This is a genomic window from Halorubellus litoreus (assembly GCF_037081675.1).
GTDB lineage: Archaea > Halobacteriota > Halobacteria > Halobacteriales > Natrialbaceae > Halorubellus > Halorubellus litoreus.
This window is the reverse complement of sequence record NZ_JAZAQL010000004.1, coordinates 376,850-398,157: the sequence shown is the minus strand read 5'-3', so window position 1 is coordinate 398,157 and position 21,308 is coordinate 376,850. Positions and strand designations below refer to the sequence as shown.

Below are 21,308 nucleotides of genomic sequence, written 5' to 3'. Positions count from 1 at the left end.
TTTTCCCGCTCGGGTTCGCGCTCCGCGCGAACCGCTCGCGGCAAAAACATGGGTGAAAAAGGCCGCCTCCGCCGTCTTCGACGGCTCCGGCGGTGAAACGCCTCGCTGCGCTCGGCGTATGCCCGGCTGCGACCGGTGTTCAACTCGCATCCCTACTGAACAGTGGTTTCAGACCGTCGTCCGTGGATAGAACCTGTTCGTCGTGCTGAACTCACGCTCCGAATTTAACACGCACCTGTTGTCATCGTCTGAGGGTTTCAGGAGACCCGAATCTTCCGGTACGCCCTTGAGTACTACTGCATGTCGTCGGGGTGGACGACGTGTTCGCTGTCGATGGTTATCCACTCGGTGAGTTTCTGGGAGTCGTCGCAGTCTCGAATGGTGAACGTCACTCGTCCGGATTCGGGGTCGCGGAGCACTTCGAGTGCGGGGGCTGCGGTGTCCGTGGCTGTGGAGTGGTGGTCCTCGGTCGGCTGTTGGTCGCGGGGGGTGGTGTCCGCGTCGTCGTTCTGGTTCATGCGTTCCTGGGGTGTGGTGGTGCGAGTTGGGTGGTCGTCGTCGCGAGTGATTCGACTGGCCGAACGGTGCGTGTCGCGTCGTCAGTCGCTCGGCTGGGGGTGGGGCGTCGAGGGGGAGTCGACGTTCGAGCAGTCGGTGTGGACGTCGAGCGCGTAGCCGTCGTCGGTCAAGTCGAGCGTGATCTCGTCGATGGTGGTCTCGAAGACGGTGCGGTGGTGGCCGTCGGGGTCCAATGTCATCCGGGTGTCGACGAGGCCGGCGTCGACGAGTCGGTTCAGGCGTCGGTAGACGGTCGTACGAGAGGCGTCGCAGACCTCGACGACCGCGCGTGCCGGGGTGGGCGAGTCGTGGATGTGGCCCAGGATTTTCTGGGTGTGGTCAGCGGCGAGCAGCGTCAGGACGTCGACTGGTGGAGCGGACTGGTCGGGTGTGGCGTCCGGGAATGGAGGGTGATCAGATGCCATGGTTCGTCTCGATTGGGACTGTCGGAAGCGACCCCCCTATCCCTGCTGTCAATCAGCGTCGTGTCGCCGACCACTTCGGGCTAGATGTATTGCGTCGTCTCCCACTCCGGGTGGCGTCGGGACTCCGTTCGCTGGTGGCGCGTGTTGCGGTGGGTGAAACAGCGCGCGGTCGCTTAGGTGACCTGCACGCGAACTGCGGAGGTGATGACGGAGACCGACGACGCCGCCACCGGACCCACTCCCCGTCCCAAAGTCGGGTGTCCGACTGCCCCAGCTCAGACCGGCCGCCATGGGTCGAACAGGTCGCCAATCAGTCCGAACCGGGCGAGCACTCCAAGCCAGTCAGCCGTGAGTGCGAGTGCGACAGCGTGCGCGGAGTCGGACGGCGCGGCGTTCGAGCCGACCTCGGGGACTGGAGCGTTCGACCCCGAGAACGTGGTGGCGCGTGAGCGGGACCCGGTGACGGGGGTGATGGGACGGTGCCACCGTGGACGGTGAGTGACGACGTCCTCGGTCGAGGGCCCGAGCGGCAGGTGCTCGTGGTGGGCGATGGACTCGTCGGTCGGACGGTGACGGCGATGCTACAGCGATGCGGGTACGAGCCGGTGCTGGCAGTCAGCGACAGGCAGCGCTCGCCACCGGTGGTCGTCCGGGTGGCGTCGAACGCCATGCGCACGCTCGAAGCGCTCGACGTGGCGAGTCACGTCCGCGACCGCGGGACACGCATCGACTCCGTCCAAGCGACGCATCCCGAGACGTGGGCGGCTGGCACGGGGCGGTTGGTGTCGACCACGGAACGAACGACGACGGCGGCCGGGAGCGTGATAGACGCGACGGAACTGCGACGGGCGCTCGCGGTCGAGTGGCCACTCGAGCGAGCGCGAACCGACCGCTCGATCCGGGGCGTCACGACGACGGGAGATGGCATCGAGGTCGCGTTCGCGGACGGCGTCCGGGAGACGTTCGACGCGGTGGTCGATACGACCGCCACGCCGGCGCTCGAGGACCGCGCTCCCGAGACGGTTCCCACGCGGAACTACGTCCAGTACGTGGGGCGCTGTGACCGCGAAGAAAGTGCATCGCAGGTACTGAGGGAGGTCTGGGCGCCGGGTGCGCTCGCCCAGGTCATTCCCGACGGGACGGCCTCGGAGTCGTGGGTGCGGGTCACGACGAACCGCGGTGACGCGACCGGGCTCACATCGCATCCGGCGTTCGAGGCGGCCGCAGGCGTCGACCCCGAGGTCGTGGAGGAAGTGGTGCGGTCCGGCGAGTCGACGCGCGTCCAGCAGGTCCGGCTGGGCGCCGACGAGTTGCAGTCGGGTGTCTGGGGTGCGGGCCGCATCGCTCGGTGCGGGGAGGCGGCGATGCCGCTCGCACCGGCTATCGGGAGCGGGTTCTCGCTCGGCGTCCGGGACGCGGTCGCGTTCGTCTCCGAACTCGCCCGACACGAGCACTCGACGACCGCCACCATCGGGGCCTACGCCACCGCCCGCCGCCGAGCCGTCGCCACCCACCATCGACGGGCACGACACCGCCAGTCCGCGAGCTCACCCACCGAGATGCCGCGAGGGGAGCCGACGACCGAGGCTGTCACGGTCCGTCGGACGCACGCACTCCACCGGTTCCTCGGCTCGTCGTCGGACCGCGCGTGACTCAGGCGTCGTCCTCGAGGAGCATGCCGAAGAGCTGCTTCTGGGCGAGCCGGAGGTGCTTGTTGAGCGTCGGCTGCGTGATGTCGAGGCGGTCCGCGACGGCCGTCCCGTCGTTGTCCCGCGGCCACTCGAAGTAGCCGGCCGCGAGCGCGGTCCGGAGCACCTCGAACTGGCGGTCGGTGAGTTCCTCGCGGATGCGGTCCCCGAGTTCCGCCGGCGTGCTCGACCGGTGACTATGCTGGCGGCGCGCGACCAGGTCCAGCGTTGGTGCGATCGCCTGCAGGCGGTCGACGAACGACCGGACGTCCGCCTGCTGTGGGACCTCGACCACGACCGTCGTCTCGCCGGCCTCCGCGGTCGCGGTCCGGAGGACGCCGCCGTACTCTGCGAGCGGGGAGCCGAACCAGTCGTCGGTCTGCACCTCGACGAGCGTCGACGCCGACTCCTCGGCGACGACCGTGACCGCGCCGTCGAGCGCGTCCGCGGCGACGTCGGCGACGTCGTCGGGGACGCCGCGGTCGAAGCTGTAGTAGACGCTGACGGAGCCATCCTGTCTGGCGACGGTTCGCTCGAGCGTCACCCGACACCCCGCCTCGCGGGCAGCGCGAGCGAACGCGAGCGACTCGCCCTGCCCCCCGAACTCGAGCTGGACGGTCTCGTCGGATTCGAGCGCGCGCCGGCGCTCGATGGCGACGATGGCGTCACCGATCGACGTACCGAGCTGCGCAAGGACCTCCTGTTCCCGGTCGCCGAAGGCGTTCGGCCGGTCGGTCGCGACCGACAGCACGCCGTGCGTGATGCCGTCGTACGATATCGGGACGGCACAGATGGACTGGTAGCCCGCGGTGAGCGCTCGCTGCCGCCAGTCGCCCGCCGGCCCGGAATCTACGAGCGAGTCCGTCACGTGCACGGCGTCTTCCTGCCACGCCCGCACCGAGGGATGCGGGTCGGCGGTCTCGCCCGTCGTCTCCAACCGCAGGCTGTCGACGTACCTGTCGCTCCCTCCGACCACCGCTCGCGCCGTGAGCGTGTCCGCACCGGCCTCCAGCCCGCCGATCCACGCGAGCTCGTATGGGCCCGAGGTGGTGAGGCGCTCGCAGACGGCGCGCTCGACCTCGCGTGCCGTGGACGCGTCCGTGATCGCCGCCTCGACCTGGCGGGTGAGGCGCGCGATGCGGTCCAGGCGCTCGGCGCGCTCGGTCTGCGTGCGGAGTTCGGCCTCCTGCGCGGCGAGCCGCTGCTCGCCCTCGAGGTGGTTCAGGGCCGCCTCCAGCGTCGCCGCGAGCACGTGCGCCGCGTCGATGGTCTCCGCCGGCAGCGTCCCCGCCAGCGACCCCACGAGGAGCACGCCGTGATTCCCGAGCGCGAGCACCCGCCAATCACTCAGGGACTCCAGGGCGTTCGGCGATTCCGACCCCTCGCCCACCGCAGCATCGTCGCCGTTGCCGGCCTCGACCTTCGGGGTTCCGCCATCGGCGACGTCACTCGGTGCGACGACGTCGCCCGAGGCGAACGCCTGCCAGAGCGCACCGTCCCCCGGCCGTACCGGGGTCGCCGTGGCCGACGCTGGGAGCGTCTCGGTGTCGACCTCGGGGTCGAGCACCCCGGCGCTGTCGTCGTAGAGGAACGCGCCGACCGCCGGCAGATCCAGGCTCTCCGTCGCCGCGTCGACAGCCGTCCGGGCAGCCTCCTCGGGCGTGTCAGCGGTCGCAAGCCCGTCGGTCGCCTCCTCGAAGGACGCGATCCGGCGCTCGCGAGCCTTCCGCTGGGTGACGTCCCGCGTCACGACGATGACGCGCGGCACGTCGCTCTCGAACTCGATGGGATAGACGTCAGAATGCACCCACCGCTGCGAGCCGTCCGGCCGCTCGATGCGATACTCGATCGCGTACGTGTCGTCCGCGCACTCGTCGTGGACGTCGTCGACGATGCCCTCGACGAACGCGCGATACTCCCCGACGTCCTCGGGGTGGAGCGTCCCGAAGAACCCGTCCTCGTAGCTCTCGTCTATCTCCGCCAGGGACTGCCCCCAGATCGCCTCGTACCCGGAACTCACGTAGTCCGGTTCCTGGTCTGGCGCGGCGATGGCGTCCGCTCGCGTCATGAATATCGCCTCGTCGATGCGGTCGACGATGGCGCGGAGGCGACGCTCCGTCAGCCGCTGCTGGGTGACGTCGCGCTGGAGGGAGAGCACGCGCTCCGCGCCACCGATGGTCGCCGGCGTGAGCGTCGTCTCGATCCACAGGCGGTCACCGGACTGGGTCACCGCCCGCCAGTCGACGGTCCGGGATTCGCCCGTCTCGGCGACCTCGCGGATGATCTCCCTGCCTCGCTCGCCCGTGTACTCGTCCTCGGAGACGCTGAGCCCCTCGATACCGAGCTCCTTGATGGTCTCCAGGTCGTCGTACCCGACCATCTCGTGGTACGTGTCGTTGACGTCGACGAACTCGCCCGTCTCGGGGTGGAAGACGGCGATGGCGTCGTTCACGCTGTTGAATATCTGCTCGTACTCGCGCTGGCGCTGCCGTCGCTCCGTGATGTCGCGCTGCATCGAGATGACTCGATCCTCGCCGTTGATGACCGCCGGACTCACCGTCGCCTCGATGTACACCGCCTCCCCGCTGGCGGTCTCCTGCTGCCACTCGACGGTCTCCGACTCGCCCGACGCCATGACGCGCTGACAGAGCGCCTGCGCTTCCTCCTTCGTGAACCCGGCGTCCGCGGCACTCAGATCGCCGAACCCGAGGTCGAGAACGGTTTCGAGGTCGTCGTACCCGAGGCGGTCGACGAACGACTGGTTCGCGTCCACGAGCTCCGCCGTCTCGGGGTCCTGGATGGCGATCGCCTCGGTGACGCCGTCGAAGAGCTGCTGGTACTCGCGCTCGCGGCGCTCGCGTTCGGTCACGTCGCGGACGCTCGCGAGCACGCGCTCCTCGCCGCGTATCTCCACGACGCTCAGGTGAATCTCGGTTGGGAACGTCGTGCCGTCCTTGCGGTGACTCGGCCACTCGAACAGCTGGGGGCCCGCCTCGCGGGCGGCCCGAATCTTCTCCCGGGCGGCTTCCAGTCCGTTCTCGGGCCTGGTGACGACGTCGATGGTGTCACCGACGAGGTCGTCGCGCTCGTAGTCGTTCATCTCGCAGAACCGCTCGTTCACGTCCAGTATCTCGCCGGTCTCGGGGTCGTGGACGACGAGGCCGTCGGAGACGCTCTCGAACACGCCGCGGTACGTCGCCTCGAGCTGGTGGCGTTCCGTCACGTCCCTTGCGAGGACGAGCACGCGGTCCTCGCCGCCGATGGTCGCCGGCGAGAGCGTGCAGTCGAGCCGCCGGCGGTCGCCCGCGGCGGTCTCGATGACCCACTCGACGGTCTCAGCCTCGCCGGTCTCCGCGACGCGCTGCTGGATGTCGAACGCGCGGTCGGCCGTGTAGCCGTCCTCGGTCGCGGAGACCGCGTCGAGTCCCCGGTCGAGCAACTGCTCGCGGTCGTACCCCGTGACGGCGGTCGCGGACGCGTTCACGTCGACGAGCGCTCGCTCCCAGGGGTCGTAGACGAGGATGAGGTCGTTGACCTCGTCGAACACCTGCGCGTACCGCTCCCGTTCGGCCGCTGTCGCACCCGCCGCGTCCGCATCGGTCGACGCTGTCGTGGTGTCGACGGCGGACGCTGTCGTGGTGCCGACGGCGGACGTTGTCGTGGTGCCGACGGCGGACGTTGTCGTGGTGCCGACGGCCGACGCGAGCCGTGCGACGAGCACGCCGGGGTCGCGGTCGAGGAGTGCGCGTGGCAGCGTCTGGACGGTCGGTGCCGCCACCGCATCGAGGACGCTCGCGTCCGTCCAGTCCTCGACGAGGAGCACGACCGGCACCGACTCCGCGCCGACGCCCCAGCGGTCGACGAGACCGTCGACGTCCACGACCGAGTCGTGCGCGTCGACGACGAGACAGTCCACATCGTCGCCCCCGTCGTCCGCAAGACGAAGCACGTCGACTTCGCGGTCGACGCCGGCACTGCCCGCGCGTACTCCCTCGACGACTGGGTCCGCGCCCACGACCCAGATCCGAATGGGTGGCCCCCTCGCAGCGGTCATATCACGTACTCACGGCCCACCCCCCTAAAACCCAGGCGGTGGACGCCCGGCGGGGCGAATCCGACCGCACCCCAGGAAACCCGTTCGGGATCAATCTTGCGCGACGCCCGTTGGAGTGGCGTCCGTGGTGACGGCGCCGGGCGCGTGGCGACTCCAGAGCACGAGGAGGCTCGGGAGCACGAGCACGCTCACGGCGAACGCGGTGGTCAGCGCGACGACGACGATAGCGCCGAAGCTCTGCAGTTGGGGATGCGGGACGAGCGTTATCGTGGCGAGCGCGCCGACGGACGTGAGGGTGCTCCCCAGGAGCGCGCCGCCAGTGCCGGTGACGGCGGCGTCGAGCGCCTCGTACGTGCTCGCGCCCTCGCGGCGCTCGTCGGCGTACCGGTCGCCGACGTGGATGTTGTAGTCGATACCGAGCCCGATGACGAGACTCATCAGGAGCGCCGTCAGGAGCGTCAGCGGGATCGACAGCAGGTACATCCCGCCGACGACGAGGCCGAGCACGAGCGCGATCGGGACGGCGACGACGAGCCCGAGCGTGGCGCTCCCGTGCATGTACCGGAACACGCCCGCGAGCGTGAGCGCGATGGCTGCGAGCGCGACCGTCATCGTCGTGAGGATGCCGTCGACGATGGCGCCGAGTATCGCCTCGTTCAGCGCGAAGCTCCCGGCGACGGTGGCGGTCCGCCCGCTCTCGTCGCCCGCCATGATGGCGGCGCTCTCGTCGAGGTCGGCGACGACCGCGTCGGCGTTCGCGAAGTCGGCGTCGAGCGACAGCGACACCAGCAGCGACTGGTACTCGCCGTCCTCGCGAGCGACGACGCGACTCGCCAGGTCGCTGTCGGCCTCGTAGAGCGCGTCGTACACGCGCTCGAGGTCGCGGTCCGGGACACCGTCGTCGTCCGTGTCCGTCTCCGCCACGACGGCCGCGACGTCGTCGTCGCGCGCCGCGACCGCCTGGATGACCGTCACCGGCGACGTGACCGCGCGACTCCCCGTTCCGTCGACGAGGAGGTCACGGTCCCGGACGTCGTCGACGCCGCGCTGCAGGGCGTCGAGCGTCCCGTCCCTCGTCACGTCCCCCTCGACGAGTATCGGCTCCTGGAACGCGGCGTCGGCGCTCGCGGGCTGGTAGACGTCCTCGACGTGCTCGCTCTGTGCGGCGACCGGATGCGTCTCCCACCCGAGCGGGCCGGGCAACTGCTGTTTCCACTCGGCGACGTCGCCGTCGCTCTGCTGGTAGCTCTCCTCCTCGAGACCGAGCCACGCGGCGCCGCCGGCGGCGCCGACGAGGACGGCGACGACGAGCACCACCGGCGCCCCACGGCGCGCGAGCGTCACCAGTCGCCCGAGCACGGGCTTCAGGTACCGGCCGTGGCCCAGCGGAGCCTTCCGGCGGTCGACGCCCGCGTGCTCGAGGAGGCCGTCGATCCCGATCTTGAGCGCGGGGACGACGGTGACGAAGATGACGAGCGCGGAGGCGACGCCGAGCGTGATGGAGACCCCGAGGTTCCGGATGAGCGGCAGCGGGTTCGAGAGGTTCGCGAGGAACCCGATGGCGGCGGTTACGGTGACGAGCACGAGCGCGGTGGCGATCCGGATGACGCCGCGATGCATCGGTGCGCGGATGCCCTCGCCGTCGGCGCGTTGTTCGCGATAGCGGTTGAAGACGTGGAACCCGAAGTCGATGCTGAGACCGGCGATGAGGACGACCGGGATGACGGTGACGGTGCCGGCGGCGACGCCCAGCCAGCCCAGGAGGCCGAACATCCATAGGACGGAGAGCGCGACCCCGACCATGCCGACGACGACGTCGACGACGTCCCTGTAGGCGAACCCGAGAACGACGAGGATGAACGCGAGCGCCGCCGGGACGACGAGCTCGAGCATCTCGCCGAAGAAGTGACTGCTGTACGCGTTCCACGCGTGACTGTTCAGCACGAAGAACCCCGCACTGGAGCGCTCGCTGGCCTGCTGATAGAGCGCGCCAGTCGCGTTGTCGAGCGTGGGGTCGCCGACGCTGGTGTCGAGCGTGACGAGGAGCCGCCGGTCGCTTGCGGTCGTCGCCGAGGCGTCGTGGTCGGCGGGCAGGAACCGCTTGGCTCGCGGGTCCTCGGCGAGCACGCGCTCGACGAGCGCCTCGACCTCGCCAGTGCTCGCGGCCTCGATCGCGTCGATCTGCTCGCTGAGCGAGGCGTTCGGATTCTCGGCGGCGCGGACGGCGACGAGGTTCGAGAACCCGACGACTCCGCGGTCGTGGAGCGCGCGACTGATGGTCGCGTTCTCGCGTATCGCCCGCTGGTAGCGGAGGCCGGCGAGGAGCGACTCCTTCGAGAGGGCGTTGCCGTCCTCGAGCTGGACGTAGACCGGTTCAACGGTACGATTCGGGCTATCGTCGGTCGCCGCGAACTGCTCCTGGATGGTCTGGGAGGTCTGGACGCGGTCGAGGTGGTCGAAGGCGTCGGCGTCCGCGCTGGCCTGACTCCCGGTGTCGACCATCGGGACGCCGGCCGCGACGACGCCCGACAGCAGGAGCATCGCCAGGAGCGTGATGCGGGTGTGTTCGGTGACGAACCCAATCAGGGTGGCTAAGCTATCTCGTGACATCGGTCGCTGTAGCACTGGGTTCGCCCCCACCCGAGGTATCAATGCGGGCAGGGTTGCGGACCCGACAACCCCGCAGAAGATATAAGTAGAGTAACCATCCGGTATGCAAGAACACATCGACTCAACACGAGCGGCCACCCACACTGCCAGAGTCTCCCATTATCGAGTACCCGTACAGGAGACCGTTCCAGCACTACACGACAGAAAGATGCGTCAGTCAACTCCCGGCGCGATACGCCCGCCGGGGCGCGATACGCCCGCCGAGGGCAGCTAGTCCTTGAGTTGCACCTCGTCGTCGGTGACCCTATCGATCCGTCGGGATTCGAGCAGGTAATCGTCCGCCTCCTTCTCACCCCACCCGAGTCTCGATCGGATGGAATCCGTGATCCCCGCGTCCGGGTCGACGTACGCCGTCCCGTTCCTGACCTCCTTGATCATCCCGATCTTGTCTCCCTTCGCGTTCACGACCCGCTTTCCTTCGTCTTCGTCCGAGATGTGTGTTCGTTCCATCGCGTCCCACCGAACGGAACCCGCAGGGATTGGTATGAGGCCCGTATCCTCGCCGGAGCCCAGTAACACGCCGTTTCCCGACAGCCACCCGCCACGACCACTGCACTCGCCGGCAGGAATCCATCGAACAGCACCATCGGCGAGCGAGCGACACACTCGAACAGCGTGCGCTCGTCGCGTCACAGGAGTCGGATTAGCTCGACCGGGCCGCCTCGAGCCACTCGGTGACGGTCTGTTCGAGCGCGCCGGTCGTGCTTCCGAGGTTCAGCAGCTGATAGCCGTTCGCCGCCTTCTCGGCGACGTCGTCCATCCCGAAGCCAAGCCCTGCAACGGGTACGCCCGCCTCGATCGCCTTCGATCGAACCGTCTCCTCCGCCTCCACGACGCTCGGATGATCGATCTCACCCGGGTACCCGAGCGATACCGAGAGGTCGAGCGGCCCGACGAAGACGAATCCGAGCTCCGGTACCGCGAGGACGTCGTCCAGATTCTCGATGGCCGTCTCTGTCTCGATGGTGACACCGACGAGCGTCTCCCTGTCTTCGACGGCGACGTACTCGTCGGCCAGTCCCCAGCGGCGAGCGCGCGGGGACCCGAGCCCCCGATGACCGGGACCATCGTCGTACCTGAATCGACCAGCGCGTACCGCGGCGCGAACCTCGTCGGCAGTGTCGACGCGCGGGAGGAACACGTTTCTCGCGCCGAGGTCCAGCGCCTTCCGGACCAGCGTCGGGTCCGTGTCCGGTAATCGAACGAGCAACTCGACGTCGGTTCGTTCCGCAGCACGAAGCAGGTCCTCCATCTGGCGGGCGTCCCACGGGTCCGGCCCGCCGTGTTCGAGATCCAACCAGATGAAGTCGACGCCGAGCTCGCCGAAGAACTCCACGAGCGTCGGACTGTACGTGTTGTCGAGCACTCCGAACGCGACGTCTCCGGCGTCCAGCGTCGCGGCGAGGTCGTTCACGGGTTGTGACGCCGTCATCGCTCTCCAGCCCCCGCAACCCCGACCTCAACCCGCGTTCGACCGCCGGCGACCCGTCCTGTCGACTCCTCCGCGCCGGACTGCTGGAGTCGTTCGTTGCCCGCTTCGGTCCGCTCGAGTCCATTCATGCAACCACAACGGTCCTGCTACACCACGGCCACGCCCATAATTAGGTGGCGCGTACCACGGGCTCTCAGCCGCCGAGCCACCACCCGTACAGTTCCGTCTGCTCGTCGTCGCTCGGTCGCTTCTTCGATTGCCCGTACGTCTTCCCTTTGAGGAGCTGTCGTTCGACCGCGTTCGCTGCGAGCCGCAGCGCGTGCGCGGCACCGTATCCCTCTCCATCGGCGGTGAAGTACCCGCGGTCGGTGGTCAATCGAATCCGTGCTTCCACGAGCGGGACGCCGCGGGTCTGTTCCGTTCGTTCCTTCAATTCGATACTGGCCTTGATGAGGGTCATCTCGCCGTACTTCGAGGTCATGCCTTCGATGAGCGCAGCGACGTCGTCGTAGTTCATGCCCTCCAGCAGGTCGAGGCCGAACACCTGGACGGCGTTCCGGTCGTCGCGCTCCCAGGTGAGCGCGTCGATGACGTCCGTCTTCGTGATGATACCGATGGGGGCGCCGGTGTCGTCGTCGGTGACCACGAGCGAGGAGATCTCCCGTTCGAACATCGTCGCCACGACCGTGTCCAGCGGTGCGCTCCGCTTGACCGTCGCCACCTCGTCGGACATCAGGTTCCGGACGGGGATGTCGAGCATCCGGTCGGAATCGCCCTCGCGTGCGCCGGCGCCACTGCGGTTCCGCCCGCCGCCACGGCCGCGGCCACCGAAGTCGCCCGACGAGCCGCCCTGGCTCTTGGTGCCGCCGCGCGTCGTGAACTCGATGACGTCGTACAGGCTCAGCATTCCCGCCAACTCCGGCCCGTCGACGACCGGGAGGTGAGCGATGCCGGCTTCCCGGAGCAGGTTGAGTGCTTTCCCGATCGTGGTCTCGGGTGTCGCACTGATCAGGTCCGAGGTGTACGCGTCCTCGACCGTCGCCGCGTCGAGGAACGGCCGGACCGCTTCGAGAACGGCGTCGCCGGTCACCACGCCGAAGACCTGGTCGCCGTCGAGGACGGGCAGGGTCTTGGCGTCGCTACCGATCATGAGTCGGGCGACTTCGCGGACGTCCTCCGTGCGGTCGACCGTGGGAACGTGCTGGACCTGCGAGCCGACCTTCGCAGACGGCTGGTTCGACGACGACGCCAGCTGTCGTCGGCTGACGAGGCCGCGGTACTCGTCGCCGTCCGTGACGACGACGGCATCGAGCTCCTGGTTCTCGAACGCACCAGCGACCTTCGAGAGCGGTGCCCCGATATCGAACTCGGTGAATCTCGTTGAAAGTATCTCTGAAATGTCCATGCGTGATTCAATAGAAAGAGGGGAGCCAGACGGTTATAATTACGCATCGTTTACATCTGGAAGTGGAGGTAACGTGGATGCAAAAGCGGATACAACGCTCGTGTCAGCACCCGTCTCGTCCGATCCGCACAGTCCCCAGTAACGAGCCGCATTCTCCCTACTCCGCCGTCTCGAACTCGAACCGGGTTCCGCCGTCGGTTCCGTCGGACACGCTCACCTCCCATCCGTGGGCTTCCACGATCCGTTTGACGATCGTCAGTCCGAACCCGGTCCCGTCGGGCGCGGACGACTCCCCCGGTTCGAAGACGTCCTCGCGCATCTCGACGGGAATCCCCGGGCCATCGTCCTCGACGTAGAGTCCCCGTTCGTCGTGCCGGCCGACGCGAACGGTCACGTCGGCGCCACCGTGTTCGATGGCGTTCCGGAACAGGTTCTCGAAGACGTGTCGTAATCGGTCCGGGTCGCCCTGGAGGGTCATCTCGTCGACGATCTCGATGGTCGCGTCCTCGGTGTCGACCGTCGCCCAGCACTTGCCGACGATGTCCGTCAAGCTCACGGCCTTCGTCTCGCTTATCGTGTCGCCCTGGCGAGCGAGCATCAACGTGTCCTCGACGATCGCTCCCATCCGCTCGAGTGCCTCTCGGAGCGGGTCGAGGTGATCGCTGTCCGACTCCTCGGCGAGGAGTGCAGCACGGCCCTGTGCGATGGTGAGCGGGTTCCGTAGGTCGTGCGAGATGACGCCTGCGAACTCGTCGAGGCGCTCGTTCTGCTGTCGGAGCTGTCGCTCTCGTTCGACGCGGTCGGTCACGTTCCGGGTGATGCCGACGAGGCGCGTGATGTCGCCGTCGGTCACCACCGGCGCGAGCTTCGTCTGCCAGAAGCGCGCCCGTTCGGTGACCCGTAGTTCTTCTTGATACGAGATCGGCTTGCCAGCATTGATACAGCGGTGATAGTTTGCTTCGAGCGTGGCGCCCTCTTCGTCGCCGAATACCTCTCGCGGCGTCTGGCCGCGTACCTCTTCGGTCGTGATATCGGTGTGTTTCTCGTAGGACGGACTGAGTCGTTCGAACTCGAACCGGACGTCCGCACCGTCCTGTTCGACGTTGATGAGGAAGATGGCGTCTTCGACGTTGTTCAAGATGGCGTCGTACTCGTCGGTGAGTGCCTTGGCTTCGACCTCGTACTGTTTCCGCTCGGTGACGTCTCGGCTACTGAGGAGGATGCCGTCGATCGTGTCGTCGTCGAGGCGATTCCGGATCGTGGCTTCGATCCACCGCCAGGAGCCGTCTGCGTGTTTGAACCGGACTTCGACGGATGTAGACGCCGACGGGTTCGATAGGACGGTCTCCATCGCTTCGCGGTTCTCGTCCCGGTCGTCCGGGTGGACGAACTCGTATCCCTGGCGGCCAATCATCACCTGGGGGTCGTAGCCCAATACGCGTTCGACAGCAGGCGTGACGTAGGTGATCGTGCCGTCGGTGTCCGTGACCGTAACGAGGTCGTTCACCTCCGCGACGAGCGCGCGATACCACTCGGCCCGGTCCGGCTCGCGTTCTTCGTGGGTGACGTCGTCTTCCATTGGTCGCAGTAGGGATAGCGGCTACAAAAGTGGCTCTGGACTGCAACGCGGTCGGTGGTCGTCGCGATGCTCGCAGGGGTTCCTGCCGGCAATCCATCTCTAGCAATCCAGGGCGTTCGGAAAGCAGAAATTATTATTTTGAACTCTCTAATACGGCAAGTTTATTATAATCGGGTCAAGATTTGTTAATCACGTATGGCGCACATTCATCTCGGCGAAGGCTCGTTCCCGCTGTGGGCACTGGTCCTCTGGACACTCCTCGGCGCCGGAATCGTCGGTGCAGCGGTGTACCGCATCCGGAAGGGCGGTATCGAGACACACCAGATCGCGCTCGCCGGCATCGCCGCCGCAGCGAGCTTCGCGATCTTCCAGCTGAACATCCCCGTCTGGGGCGGCATCCACATGAACCTCACCGGGCTCGTCGGCATCATCGCTGGCCCGCTGCTCGGCGCGCTCATCGCGCTCGTCGTGAACATCTTCTCGGCAGCCCTCGGCCACGGCGCCGTCGGCCTCCTCGGCGCGAACACGCTCGTCAACGCGAGCGAAGCCATCGTCGCCTACTACGCCTTCAGGACGCTGCTGCGGATGGACTGGGACGTCTTCCCCGCCGGCGCCAGCGCCGCCACCATCGGACTCTCCGCCGGCGCGGTCCTGATGGGCGCGGTCATCGTCGTCAGCGGCGTCAACGGCAGCGCGCTGCCACGCGGCGACCTCACCATCGCCGTCGGCGGCCTCGTCGGACTCAACCTCGGCGTCGCAGTCATCGAGGGCCTCCTCACCGGCTTCATCGTCCGGTTCCTCGCGTCCGTCCGCCCCGACCTCCTCGGGCTCGCCGACCGCGACACCCACGAGGAGCCGACCGGGGTGACCGCCTGATGCAGCGCTGGAAGCAGTACGGTGGTCTCGCCGCGCTCGTCGCGGCCTTCCTCGCGGCCGGCTACTGGGGCTTCACCGCGACCGGCGGCGCCCTCCCGTGGGCGAAGCGCTCCGCGAAAGCACTCCAACGCGGCGTCCAGGACGGCGGCGGCGCAATCATCGACTTCGGCCGCGGTATCGTCGTCGCCGGCCCAATCCGCAAAGGCGGCATGCTGCTCGAGTTCGGCGCGCTCGTCCTCGTCATGGTCGCGCTCGGTGTCGGACTGTACGTCTACGTCGACCGCTACGGCGGCTTCGAGGACGGAGAACGTCCCGCTCGCTAACCGTGACGACGCTCTCGAACCACGTCCCCGACCCGCGACTCATCACCGCGTTCGCCGAGCGACGAGACGGCCCGCTCCACCGCGTCAACCCCTGGACGAAGGTCGGCGTCGTCGGTGCACTCGTCCTCGCCGTCACGGTGTTCGACCGCCTCGTGCTCCTCGCCGGCCTCTACGGGACCGTCCTCGTCGTCTACGGCCTCGCCGGACTCCCGTACCGTCGGCTCGCCGGCTGGTACACGCTTCCAGCGCTGTTCCTCGTCTCCGTCGCCGTCCCGCTGGCGTTCCTCGAACCGGGAACCCCGATCGGTGGCGCGCTCGGAACGCCGCTCGGCGACCTCTCGGTCACCTGGGCGGGCCTCACCCTCTTCGGCGAACTCAGCTGTCGGTCGCTCACGGTCGTCACGTTCGCCCTGACGGCGTCGATGACCACGAAGTACACCGACGTCGCGTACCTGCTCGGCCGACTGCTCCCCCGCCCCATCGACCAGATCGCGCTCCTGACCTACCGGTTCACGTTCGTCATGCTCGAGACGCTCGAGGACCTCGTGAAAGCCGCGCTCGCCCGCGGCGCGAACTTCTCGGAGTTCTGGTCGAACAAGCGCCTGTACGCCAGAATTCTCGGCATGACGATGCTGTCCGCAATCGAGCAGTCCGAACGCCTCGTCAAGTCCATGGAAGCCCGCGGCTACGACGGCGACATCACGCTGTACGGCGACGTCTCGCGACCACCACGCCACGAACTGCTCGTCGTAGCCGGGTCGTACGCCGCGGTCGTCGGCTACGCCGCGCTCGCGGTCTACGGGGCGGGACTGTGACCCGAGCCGACGCTCCGCTGGTCGACCTCCAGTGCGAGGCGCACACCTACCCCGACGGGACGGTCGGGATGCACGACGTCGACTTCTCGGTGTACCCCGACGAGGTCGTCGCGCTCGTCGGCGGGAACGGCGCGGGGAAGTCGACGCTGCTGGAACACCTGAACGCCACGCTCGTCCCCGACGACGGCGACCTCGTCGTCGACGGTACCCCGATCACCGAAGACAACAGGGAGGTCGCGCGCGAAGCGGTCGGGTTCGTCTTCCAGGACGCCGACACGCAACTCGTCGCGCCCACGGTCCTCGACGACGTGACGTTCGGCCTCCAGAACCACGGCGTCCCCGTCGACGAAGCCAGGGAGCGCGCTCGCGAGGCGCTCGCGACCGTCGACGCGACGCACCTCGAGGACCGCATCCCGCACTACCTGAGCGGCGGCGAGAAACGCCTCGTCGGCCTCGCCGGCGTACTCGTCCTCGAACCCAGCGTCGTCGTCCTCGACGAACCACTCGCCGGACTCGACCCCGAGCGCTCCCAGCTGGTCGCCGACCGCATCCAGCGGGTTCACGCGGACGGTATCAGCGTCGTCCTGTCGACGCACGACCTCGAGTTCGCCGCCGAGGTCGCCGACCGCGTCTGCGTGATGGCCGATGGCAACGTCGCCGGGAGCGGCACCCCACGGGAGGTGTTCTACGACGACGCGCTCCTGGCGGCCGCGAACCTCCACCCACCGAGCGCAGTCCGCGTCGCCCGCGACGCGGGACTCGCGACGACGACACGACCAGTGACGGAAGCGGAACTCGTCGCCGTCCTCACAGACACCACCGGCAGCGAACCCGTAGAGCAACCCGTTCCAGACGGGTTCGGGCGCGACTGAACGACCGACTCACAGTCGACGACGACCCGGACGAACCGAGTGGCGTTCCACGGACCCTCGAACCGTCCGCTACCTCCGAAGCGACCCTCGTGCGAACGTAGTCGTCGGTTCGCGGATGTCATTCCAGACCGGCAGCTTCCAGGAACTCCAGGACTGCCGTGGAGTCGTAGGAGACGCTTCCGAGCCCGAACTCGCGGGTTTCCGTATCCACTATCGCGAAGTCGGCGCGCCCCGTTTCGTCGTCCTCGTGCTGCAGGGGGTAGCCCACGGCGCCAGGGTTGAGGACGAGCCCCGGCTCCCCACTCGCAGTCGGAACTTCGGCTGCGTGCTGGTGGTGCGTATGTCCCAAAAGGAGGATCTGGGAGGTATCCAGATGCTCGCGCCCGACTCGTTCGAAGTCCGTCGGCCAGATGCCGGCGTTGCCACGCGTCCACCCGATGGGGTCGTCTGGGCCTGGCGTTGCGTGCGCGATGAAGACGGTGTCGTATGCGGTCGTCGTCTCCGGGAGCCCGGTGAGCCAGTCGAACGTGGTCGCCGTCAGGTCCTCGGTGATGTGCTCGTATTCGACGACTTCGGTGTCGCGCGTCGGGAGCCAGCCACGGTCTGGAAACACGCGGGCGTCGTGATTCCCGTGGACCACGTGCGCGGCTTCGTCTCGGATCGTCGCCGCACAGTACTGGGCGTCGCCGAGCACGCCCACGATATCCCCGAGGCAGACGAGGCTGTCGACGTCGTGGGCCGCGAGCGACTCGGTGACGGCCTCGAGCGCTGGACGATTGCCGTGAATGTCCGCAACCACTCCCACCTTCACTAGCACTCGAACTGACGCATCAGCATGCTAAAACTTGTGATTCGGTGGATCCTCTACGGCATCCAGTTCATCTGCTCAGTCGAGCGTTCCGTCCACCAGTGGGAAAGTACTCAAGGTACTGGCTGGTCACTCCCCGTATCCCTCGCTCTCGATGGGGCCGCTGAACACGCCGTAGAGGAACTTGAAGTACCACAGCACCAGCAGCAGGACCGGGAACCCGAGGACGGTCACGAGGTTCAACGCCAGCGGCGAGACGACGGCTTCGCTCACCAGCAGGCCGGTCGGCGGATAGATCGTCGGGTACAGCAACAGTGCGACCAGTATCGTCAGCAGCGTGGGGAGCGCCAGCGCGCTCGCGAGCCAGGCCCGATACTGGCCGCGTCTGGCCAGCACGCTCCCGCCCAGTCCGGCGACGACGGAGAGCGCGACGACTGCAGCGACGGGCAGCGAGAGCACCGCGTCGGCGGCGCCACCGGCGTCGGTCAGGACCACGGTCGCCAGCAGGACGACCACGCCGCCGAGGTACGCGACCGTCGCGCCGACGCCGTAGGCACTCAGTTCCGACGCCAGCCCGGGGTCGGTCTTCGCCGCGAGGAACGCCGCCCCCGTGACTATCGAGACGGCGACCAGGCCGACGCCCGTCAACACCACTGGGAGCGTCGCCGGGCCGAACAGCCACCGGCCGGCGAGCATCCCCAACAGGAGCGGCGCGAGCACGCTCCCGCCGACGAAGGCGTAGTCCGTGTAGCGCTTCCAGCGCTCGTCCTCGCGCTGCTCGCGGAGTTCCGGGCCGAGGCCGCGGAACACGAGCGCGACGACGAACCCGAGTGCGAGCAAGTAGTTGTCGGCCAGGAGCCGCGAGTACACGCGCGGGAACGCCGCCAGCAGCATCGTGCCGAACGCGACGATCCACACCTCGTTCGCGTCCCAGACCGGCCCGAACCCCGCGAGGAACGTCTCCCGCTCGTGTTCGTCCGTCCGGGTCGCGTACAGCATCCCGATGCCGAAGTCGAACCCGTCGAGGACGACGTACATCCCCAGCGCGAACAGCACGGCGCCGAACCAGATCTCCGGGAGCGCGTCGACGAGGTACGCGTCGACGGGGATCAGCGGGTCAGTCATCGCTGGTCACCCACGGGAGCGGCCCACGCCAGCGGCCCTCACTCGACTCTTTGACGCCGAGTGACCGGAGTTCGTCCCGGACCAGCCACTTCAGGATGTACAGCGCCGTCAATAGCAACCCGACGTAGAGCACGACGAACGCGACCAGCGTCAGGGTCGCCTCCGTTCCGGTGAGCGTCGAGGAGACCGCCTCGCTCGTCCGGAGTTCGTCCTGGATGACCCACGGCTGGCGGCCGATCTCGGTGACGTACCAGCCGGTGAGTAACGCCGCATAGCCGAACGGCGACGCCGCGATCATCGCCTTCAGGTAGCGCGTACTGTCGGTCAACCGCCCGCGGTACGTGAGGTACCCGCCCCAGAGCGCGAGCCCGATGAACAGGAATCCGAGGCCGACCATGAAGCGGAACGACCAGAACACGAACGCCACGGGCGGGTTCTCCTCGTACTCGTTCAGGCCGACGACCTCGGCGTCGAGGTCCCCGCCGCTCGCGAGGAACGACCCGATCCCTGGGAGACTCACCGTGAACAGGTTCTCGGCCCGCGGGTCGTTGAGCGCGTCGAGGGACGTCGGGAACGCCAACAGGTGGAGGTCCGCCGCCCCGGTCTCGTAGTGCGCTTCCATCGCGGCGAACTTCTGGGGCTGCGTGTCCTCGACGTGGCGAGCGTAGGCGTCGCCGTGGATCGCCTGGAACGGCGCCGAGACGAGCAACAGTACCACGGCGAGTTTCAGCGCGGAGTTCCAGGCGTCCGCGTCCGGCTTCTTCCAGACGATGTACGCCGAGACGCCCGCGACGAGCAGCGCGACCGAGATCACCGACGCGTTCATCATGTGGACGTACATCCACGGCAGCCGCGGGGTGAGGAACGCGGCGACGGGGTCGGTGAGCTTGGCGACCTCCATCCCGTTACGGGTGACCATCTCGTAGCCCCGAGGTGTCTGCATCCACGCGTTGACGACGAGGATCCAGAACCCCGACAGCCAGGCACCGACGCCGACGAGCACCGAGGAGAGGACGTACGTTCGGTCCGTGACGCGCTCGCGGCCGTACAGCAACACGCCGAGGAAGACGGCCTCCAGGAAGAACGCCATCTTCGCCTCGAACGCGAGCGGCCCGCCGATCAGTTCACCGGCGACCTCGGCGAACTGCGGGAAGTTCGTCCCGAACTGGAAACTCATCGGGATGCCGGTGACCGTTCCCATCACGAATCCGGCGGCGAACACGTTCACCCAGAACGACCGCAATCGTTCGTACCGCTGTTCGTTCGTGCGGACGTCTTTCCAGGTGAAGTAGACGATGAACGGTGCGAGGCCGATGGAGAGGGACGCGAAGATGATGTGGACGGATATCGTCCATCCGAACTGCATGCGGCTCGCGACCTCCGGGGAGAGGAACGCGAGCCATCCCGGGTCGAGGGCACTCAGGGCTGTGGCTGGATGCATGTGCCTCGCGGTATGGCTCAGGAGGTAGTGAGTGGCCACTCGATTCCAGATGTCCAGCATTTGCCCGCCACTATTTTACGCGCGAAACCATAGTACCCCGGCCGCTCAGCGTCTCGGTTCGAACCTGTGTCCCTAGTGTCCGAGCGAGCGTCACATGCGCTCGCAGGAGGGTTGATCGCGGGATACGCAACGGTATGGGGATGTCTCTCGCCGGGGAACTACTGCTATCGTCTCCGGGGTCGCCACTCGTCTCCGACGACCTCACTGGTATCGCTCGAATCCGCGACGAACGGGACGGACAAGAGCCCCCTCGAACGAATCCGCCGGCAACGGTACGAGCGCGAGGCCAGCACGGGTCGCCAACTCCGTGACGGTCGACGTCTGAAAATGCGGTGCTCGACCCATCACCACAACCAAATCATGTCAATAACATAGTATAGTCATATGTTCTCCATTCTTCGCGTGTTTGGCGTCGTGTACTCTTCGAACCAGGAGAGAAGGCGGGCACTGTCTTCGGTGTTCGCGCCCAATAATCACGTCCTGTCCGCGTTGCTCTGGGAGTTTGACGGAGAGCAGCGTGTCGCGCGGCCCTACCCTCCTTTTTGATACCATCATGGAACTCCGCTTGGTTCTTCCATCGGTTCCGGGGGCTGAACGCTGCGGTTTCGTCACTCGCGTTTACGTCTTTCGGCTACCGCTTGGAACTCGGGATCGAATACTCGAAGCCGTTCGTGTGTTCGAGAGACTCCTGGGCGAGCGCCGGCATCCACGCCCGGCCGAGAATGCCGACCTGAACGGGCGATTCCCGAACGTTTCCGCAGGGCCTTCTATTCATCATTCTTACTATTCCTATTTCCTACCTCTTTGTTTATCATTCGAAACGACCTCCTCAATCGACTAGTCGGTGTCGAGTCTCTTGCTCCAGTTGTACTTCGTCCGTCTCTGAACGTCGTCCCACGCAGCTAGCTCGGGTTGCGCGATTCAGTCCTCGTGTGCGCTGCCAGCGAACACCCGCTCTGTTGGCTTCTTTATCCCGACGTTGTCGAGATCATCTCCCAGCGCTTCGACGACGACGTCGTCGAGATGTCCACTAGCTACTGCAGAAATGGTGGCTTCCGCTGTATCCCCGGCCTGAACGGCGGGTGGATGGCCTCGAAACTCGTCGATGACTACCCCGCTTCCATCGGGTCCCCGCTCGTTTCCGAAAAGGCGGGAAGCAGCGATATATCGCGACTGT

Annotated in this window: 16 protein-coding genes; 5 read left to right on the top strand and 11 right to left on the bottom strand. The window is 67.3% G+C overall.

Features of this window, described 5'->3' with window-relative positions:
• Positions 1-293: 293 nt before the first annotated feature.
• Both VYJ16_RS19310 and VYJ16_RS19305 read right to left on the bottom strand, forming a co-directional pair.
• Complete coding sequence (locus VYJ16_RS19310; RefSeq protein WP_336351956.1) at positions 294-518, bottom strand: DUF7511 domain-containing protein; 225 nt, start codon at positions 516-518, stop codon at positions 294-296.
• A gap of 81 nt (positions 519-599) precedes the next feature.
• Entirely contained in the window at positions 600-983 is a 384-nt protein-coding gene (locus tag VYJ16_RS19305; RefSeq protein WP_336351955.1) for an ArsR/SmtB family transcription factor, read from the bottom strand.
• A 494-nt stretch (positions 984-1,477) separates the two neighbouring features.
• Here VYJ16_RS19305 and VYJ16_RS19300 point away from each other — a divergent pair, with 494 nt between their 5' ends.
• On the top strand, positions 1,478-2,635 hold the full coding sequence (locus VYJ16_RS19300) for an FAD-dependent oxidoreductase (RefSeq protein WP_336351954.1): 1,158 nt from the start codon (positions 1,478-1,480) through the stop codon (positions 2,633-2,635).
• Position 2,636: 1 nt separating this feature from the next.
• Here the strand turns inward: VYJ16_RS19300 and VYJ16_RS19295 are convergent, their stop codons facing one another.
• From VYJ16_RS19295 to VYJ16_RS19270, 6 genes are all read right to left on the bottom strand, one after another.
• Entirely contained in the window at positions 2,637-6,725 is a 4,089-nt protein-coding gene (locus tag VYJ16_RS19295) for a PAS domain S-box protein (protein WP_336351953.1), read from the bottom strand.
• A 90-nt stretch (positions 6,726-6,815) separates the two neighbouring features.
• Positions 6,816-9,335, bottom strand: a complete 2,520-nt coding sequence (locus VYJ16_RS19290; RefSeq protein ID WP_336351952.1) for an efflux RND transporter permease subunit — start codon at positions 9,333-9,335, stop codon at positions 6,816-6,818.
• 270 nt (positions 9,336-9,605) lie between these two features.
• Entirely contained in the window at positions 9,606-9,845 is a 240-nt protein-coding gene (locus VYJ16_RS19285) for a PRC-barrel domain containing protein (RefSeq protein ID WP_336351951.1), read from the bottom strand.
• Between the two features lie 193 nt (positions 9,846-10,038).
• Complete coding sequence (locus VYJ16_RS19280) at positions 10,039-10,827, bottom strand: HpcH/HpaI aldolase family protein (protein ID WP_336351950.1); 789 nt, start codon at positions 10,825-10,827, stop codon at positions 10,039-10,041.
• A gap of 193 nt (positions 10,828-11,020) precedes the next feature.
• On the bottom strand, positions 11,021-12,232 hold the full coding sequence (locus VYJ16_RS19275; protein WP_336351949.1) for a CBS domain-containing protein: 1,212 nt from the start codon (positions 12,230-12,232) through the stop codon (positions 11,021-11,023).
• Positions 12,233-12,389: 157 nt separating this feature from the next.
• Positions 12,390-13,811: a PAS domain S-box protein gene (locus VYJ16_RS19270; RefSeq protein ID WP_336351948.1), complete on the bottom strand. Its 1,422-nt coding sequence runs from the start codon at positions 13,809-13,811 to the stop codon at positions 12,390-12,392.
• A gap of 195 nt (positions 13,812-14,006) precedes the next feature.
• Between VYJ16_RS19270 and VYJ16_RS19265 the strand changes: the two genes are divergently transcribed.
• The 4 genes from VYJ16_RS19265 (at position 14,007) to VYJ16_RS19250 (ending at position 16,697) form a co-directional block, all read left to right on the top strand.
• Positions 14,007-14,687: an energy-coupling factor ABC transporter permease gene (locus VYJ16_RS19265; RefSeq protein ID WP_336351947.1), complete on the top strand. Its 681-nt coding sequence runs from the start codon at positions 14,007-14,009 to the stop codon at positions 14,685-14,687.
• A complete protein-coding gene (locus VYJ16_RS19260; RefSeq protein ID WP_336351946.1) occupies positions 14,687-15,010 on the top strand; it encodes a cobalamin transport operon protein in 324 nt (107 codons plus the stop codon). The genes VYJ16_RS19265 and VYJ16_RS19260 overlap by 1 nt, the downstream gene beginning before the upstream one ends.
• A 2-nt stretch (positions 15,011-15,012) precedes the next feature.
• Positions 15,013-15,825 (top strand): cobalt ECF transporter T component CbiQ, encoded by an 813-nt coding sequence (gene cbiQ, locus VYJ16_RS19255; protein WP_336351945.1) that lies wholly within the window; start codon positions 15,013-15,015, stop codon positions 15,823-15,825.
• Positions 15,826-15,893: 68 nt separating this feature from the next.
• Entirely contained in the window at positions 15,894-16,697 is an 804-nt protein-coding gene (locus VYJ16_RS19250) for an energy-coupling factor ABC transporter ATP-binding protein (protein WP_379762818.1), read from the top strand.
• A 118-nt stretch (positions 16,698-16,815) separates the two neighbouring features.
• Here the strand turns inward: VYJ16_RS19250 and VYJ16_RS19245 are convergent, their stop codons facing one another.
• From VYJ16_RS19245 to VYJ16_RS19235, 3 genes are all read right to left on the bottom strand, one after another.
• Positions 16,816-17,508 carry a metallophosphoesterase family protein gene (locus tag VYJ16_RS19245; RefSeq protein ID WP_336351943.1) on the bottom strand — a complete coding sequence of 231 codons (693 nt, stop codon included), beginning with the start codon at positions 17,506-17,508 and terminating at the stop codon, positions 16,816-16,818.
• Positions 17,509-17,634: 126 nt separating this feature from the next.
• The gene (locus tag VYJ16_RS19240) at positions 17,635-18,630 is read right to left on the bottom strand and encodes a cytochrome d ubiquinol oxidase subunit II (RefSeq protein WP_336351942.1); all 996 of its coding nucleotides are present in this window, start codon (positions 18,628-18,630) and stop codon (positions 17,635-17,637) included.
• The gene (locus tag VYJ16_RS19235; RefSeq protein WP_336351941.1) at positions 18,623-20,071 is read right to left on the bottom strand and encodes a cytochrome ubiquinol oxidase subunit I; all 1,449 of its coding nucleotides are present in this window, start codon (positions 20,069-20,071) and stop codon (positions 18,623-18,625) included. The genes VYJ16_RS19240 and VYJ16_RS19235 overlap by 8 nt, the downstream gene beginning before the upstream one ends.
• Positions 20,072-21,308 lie beyond the last annotated feature (1,237 nt).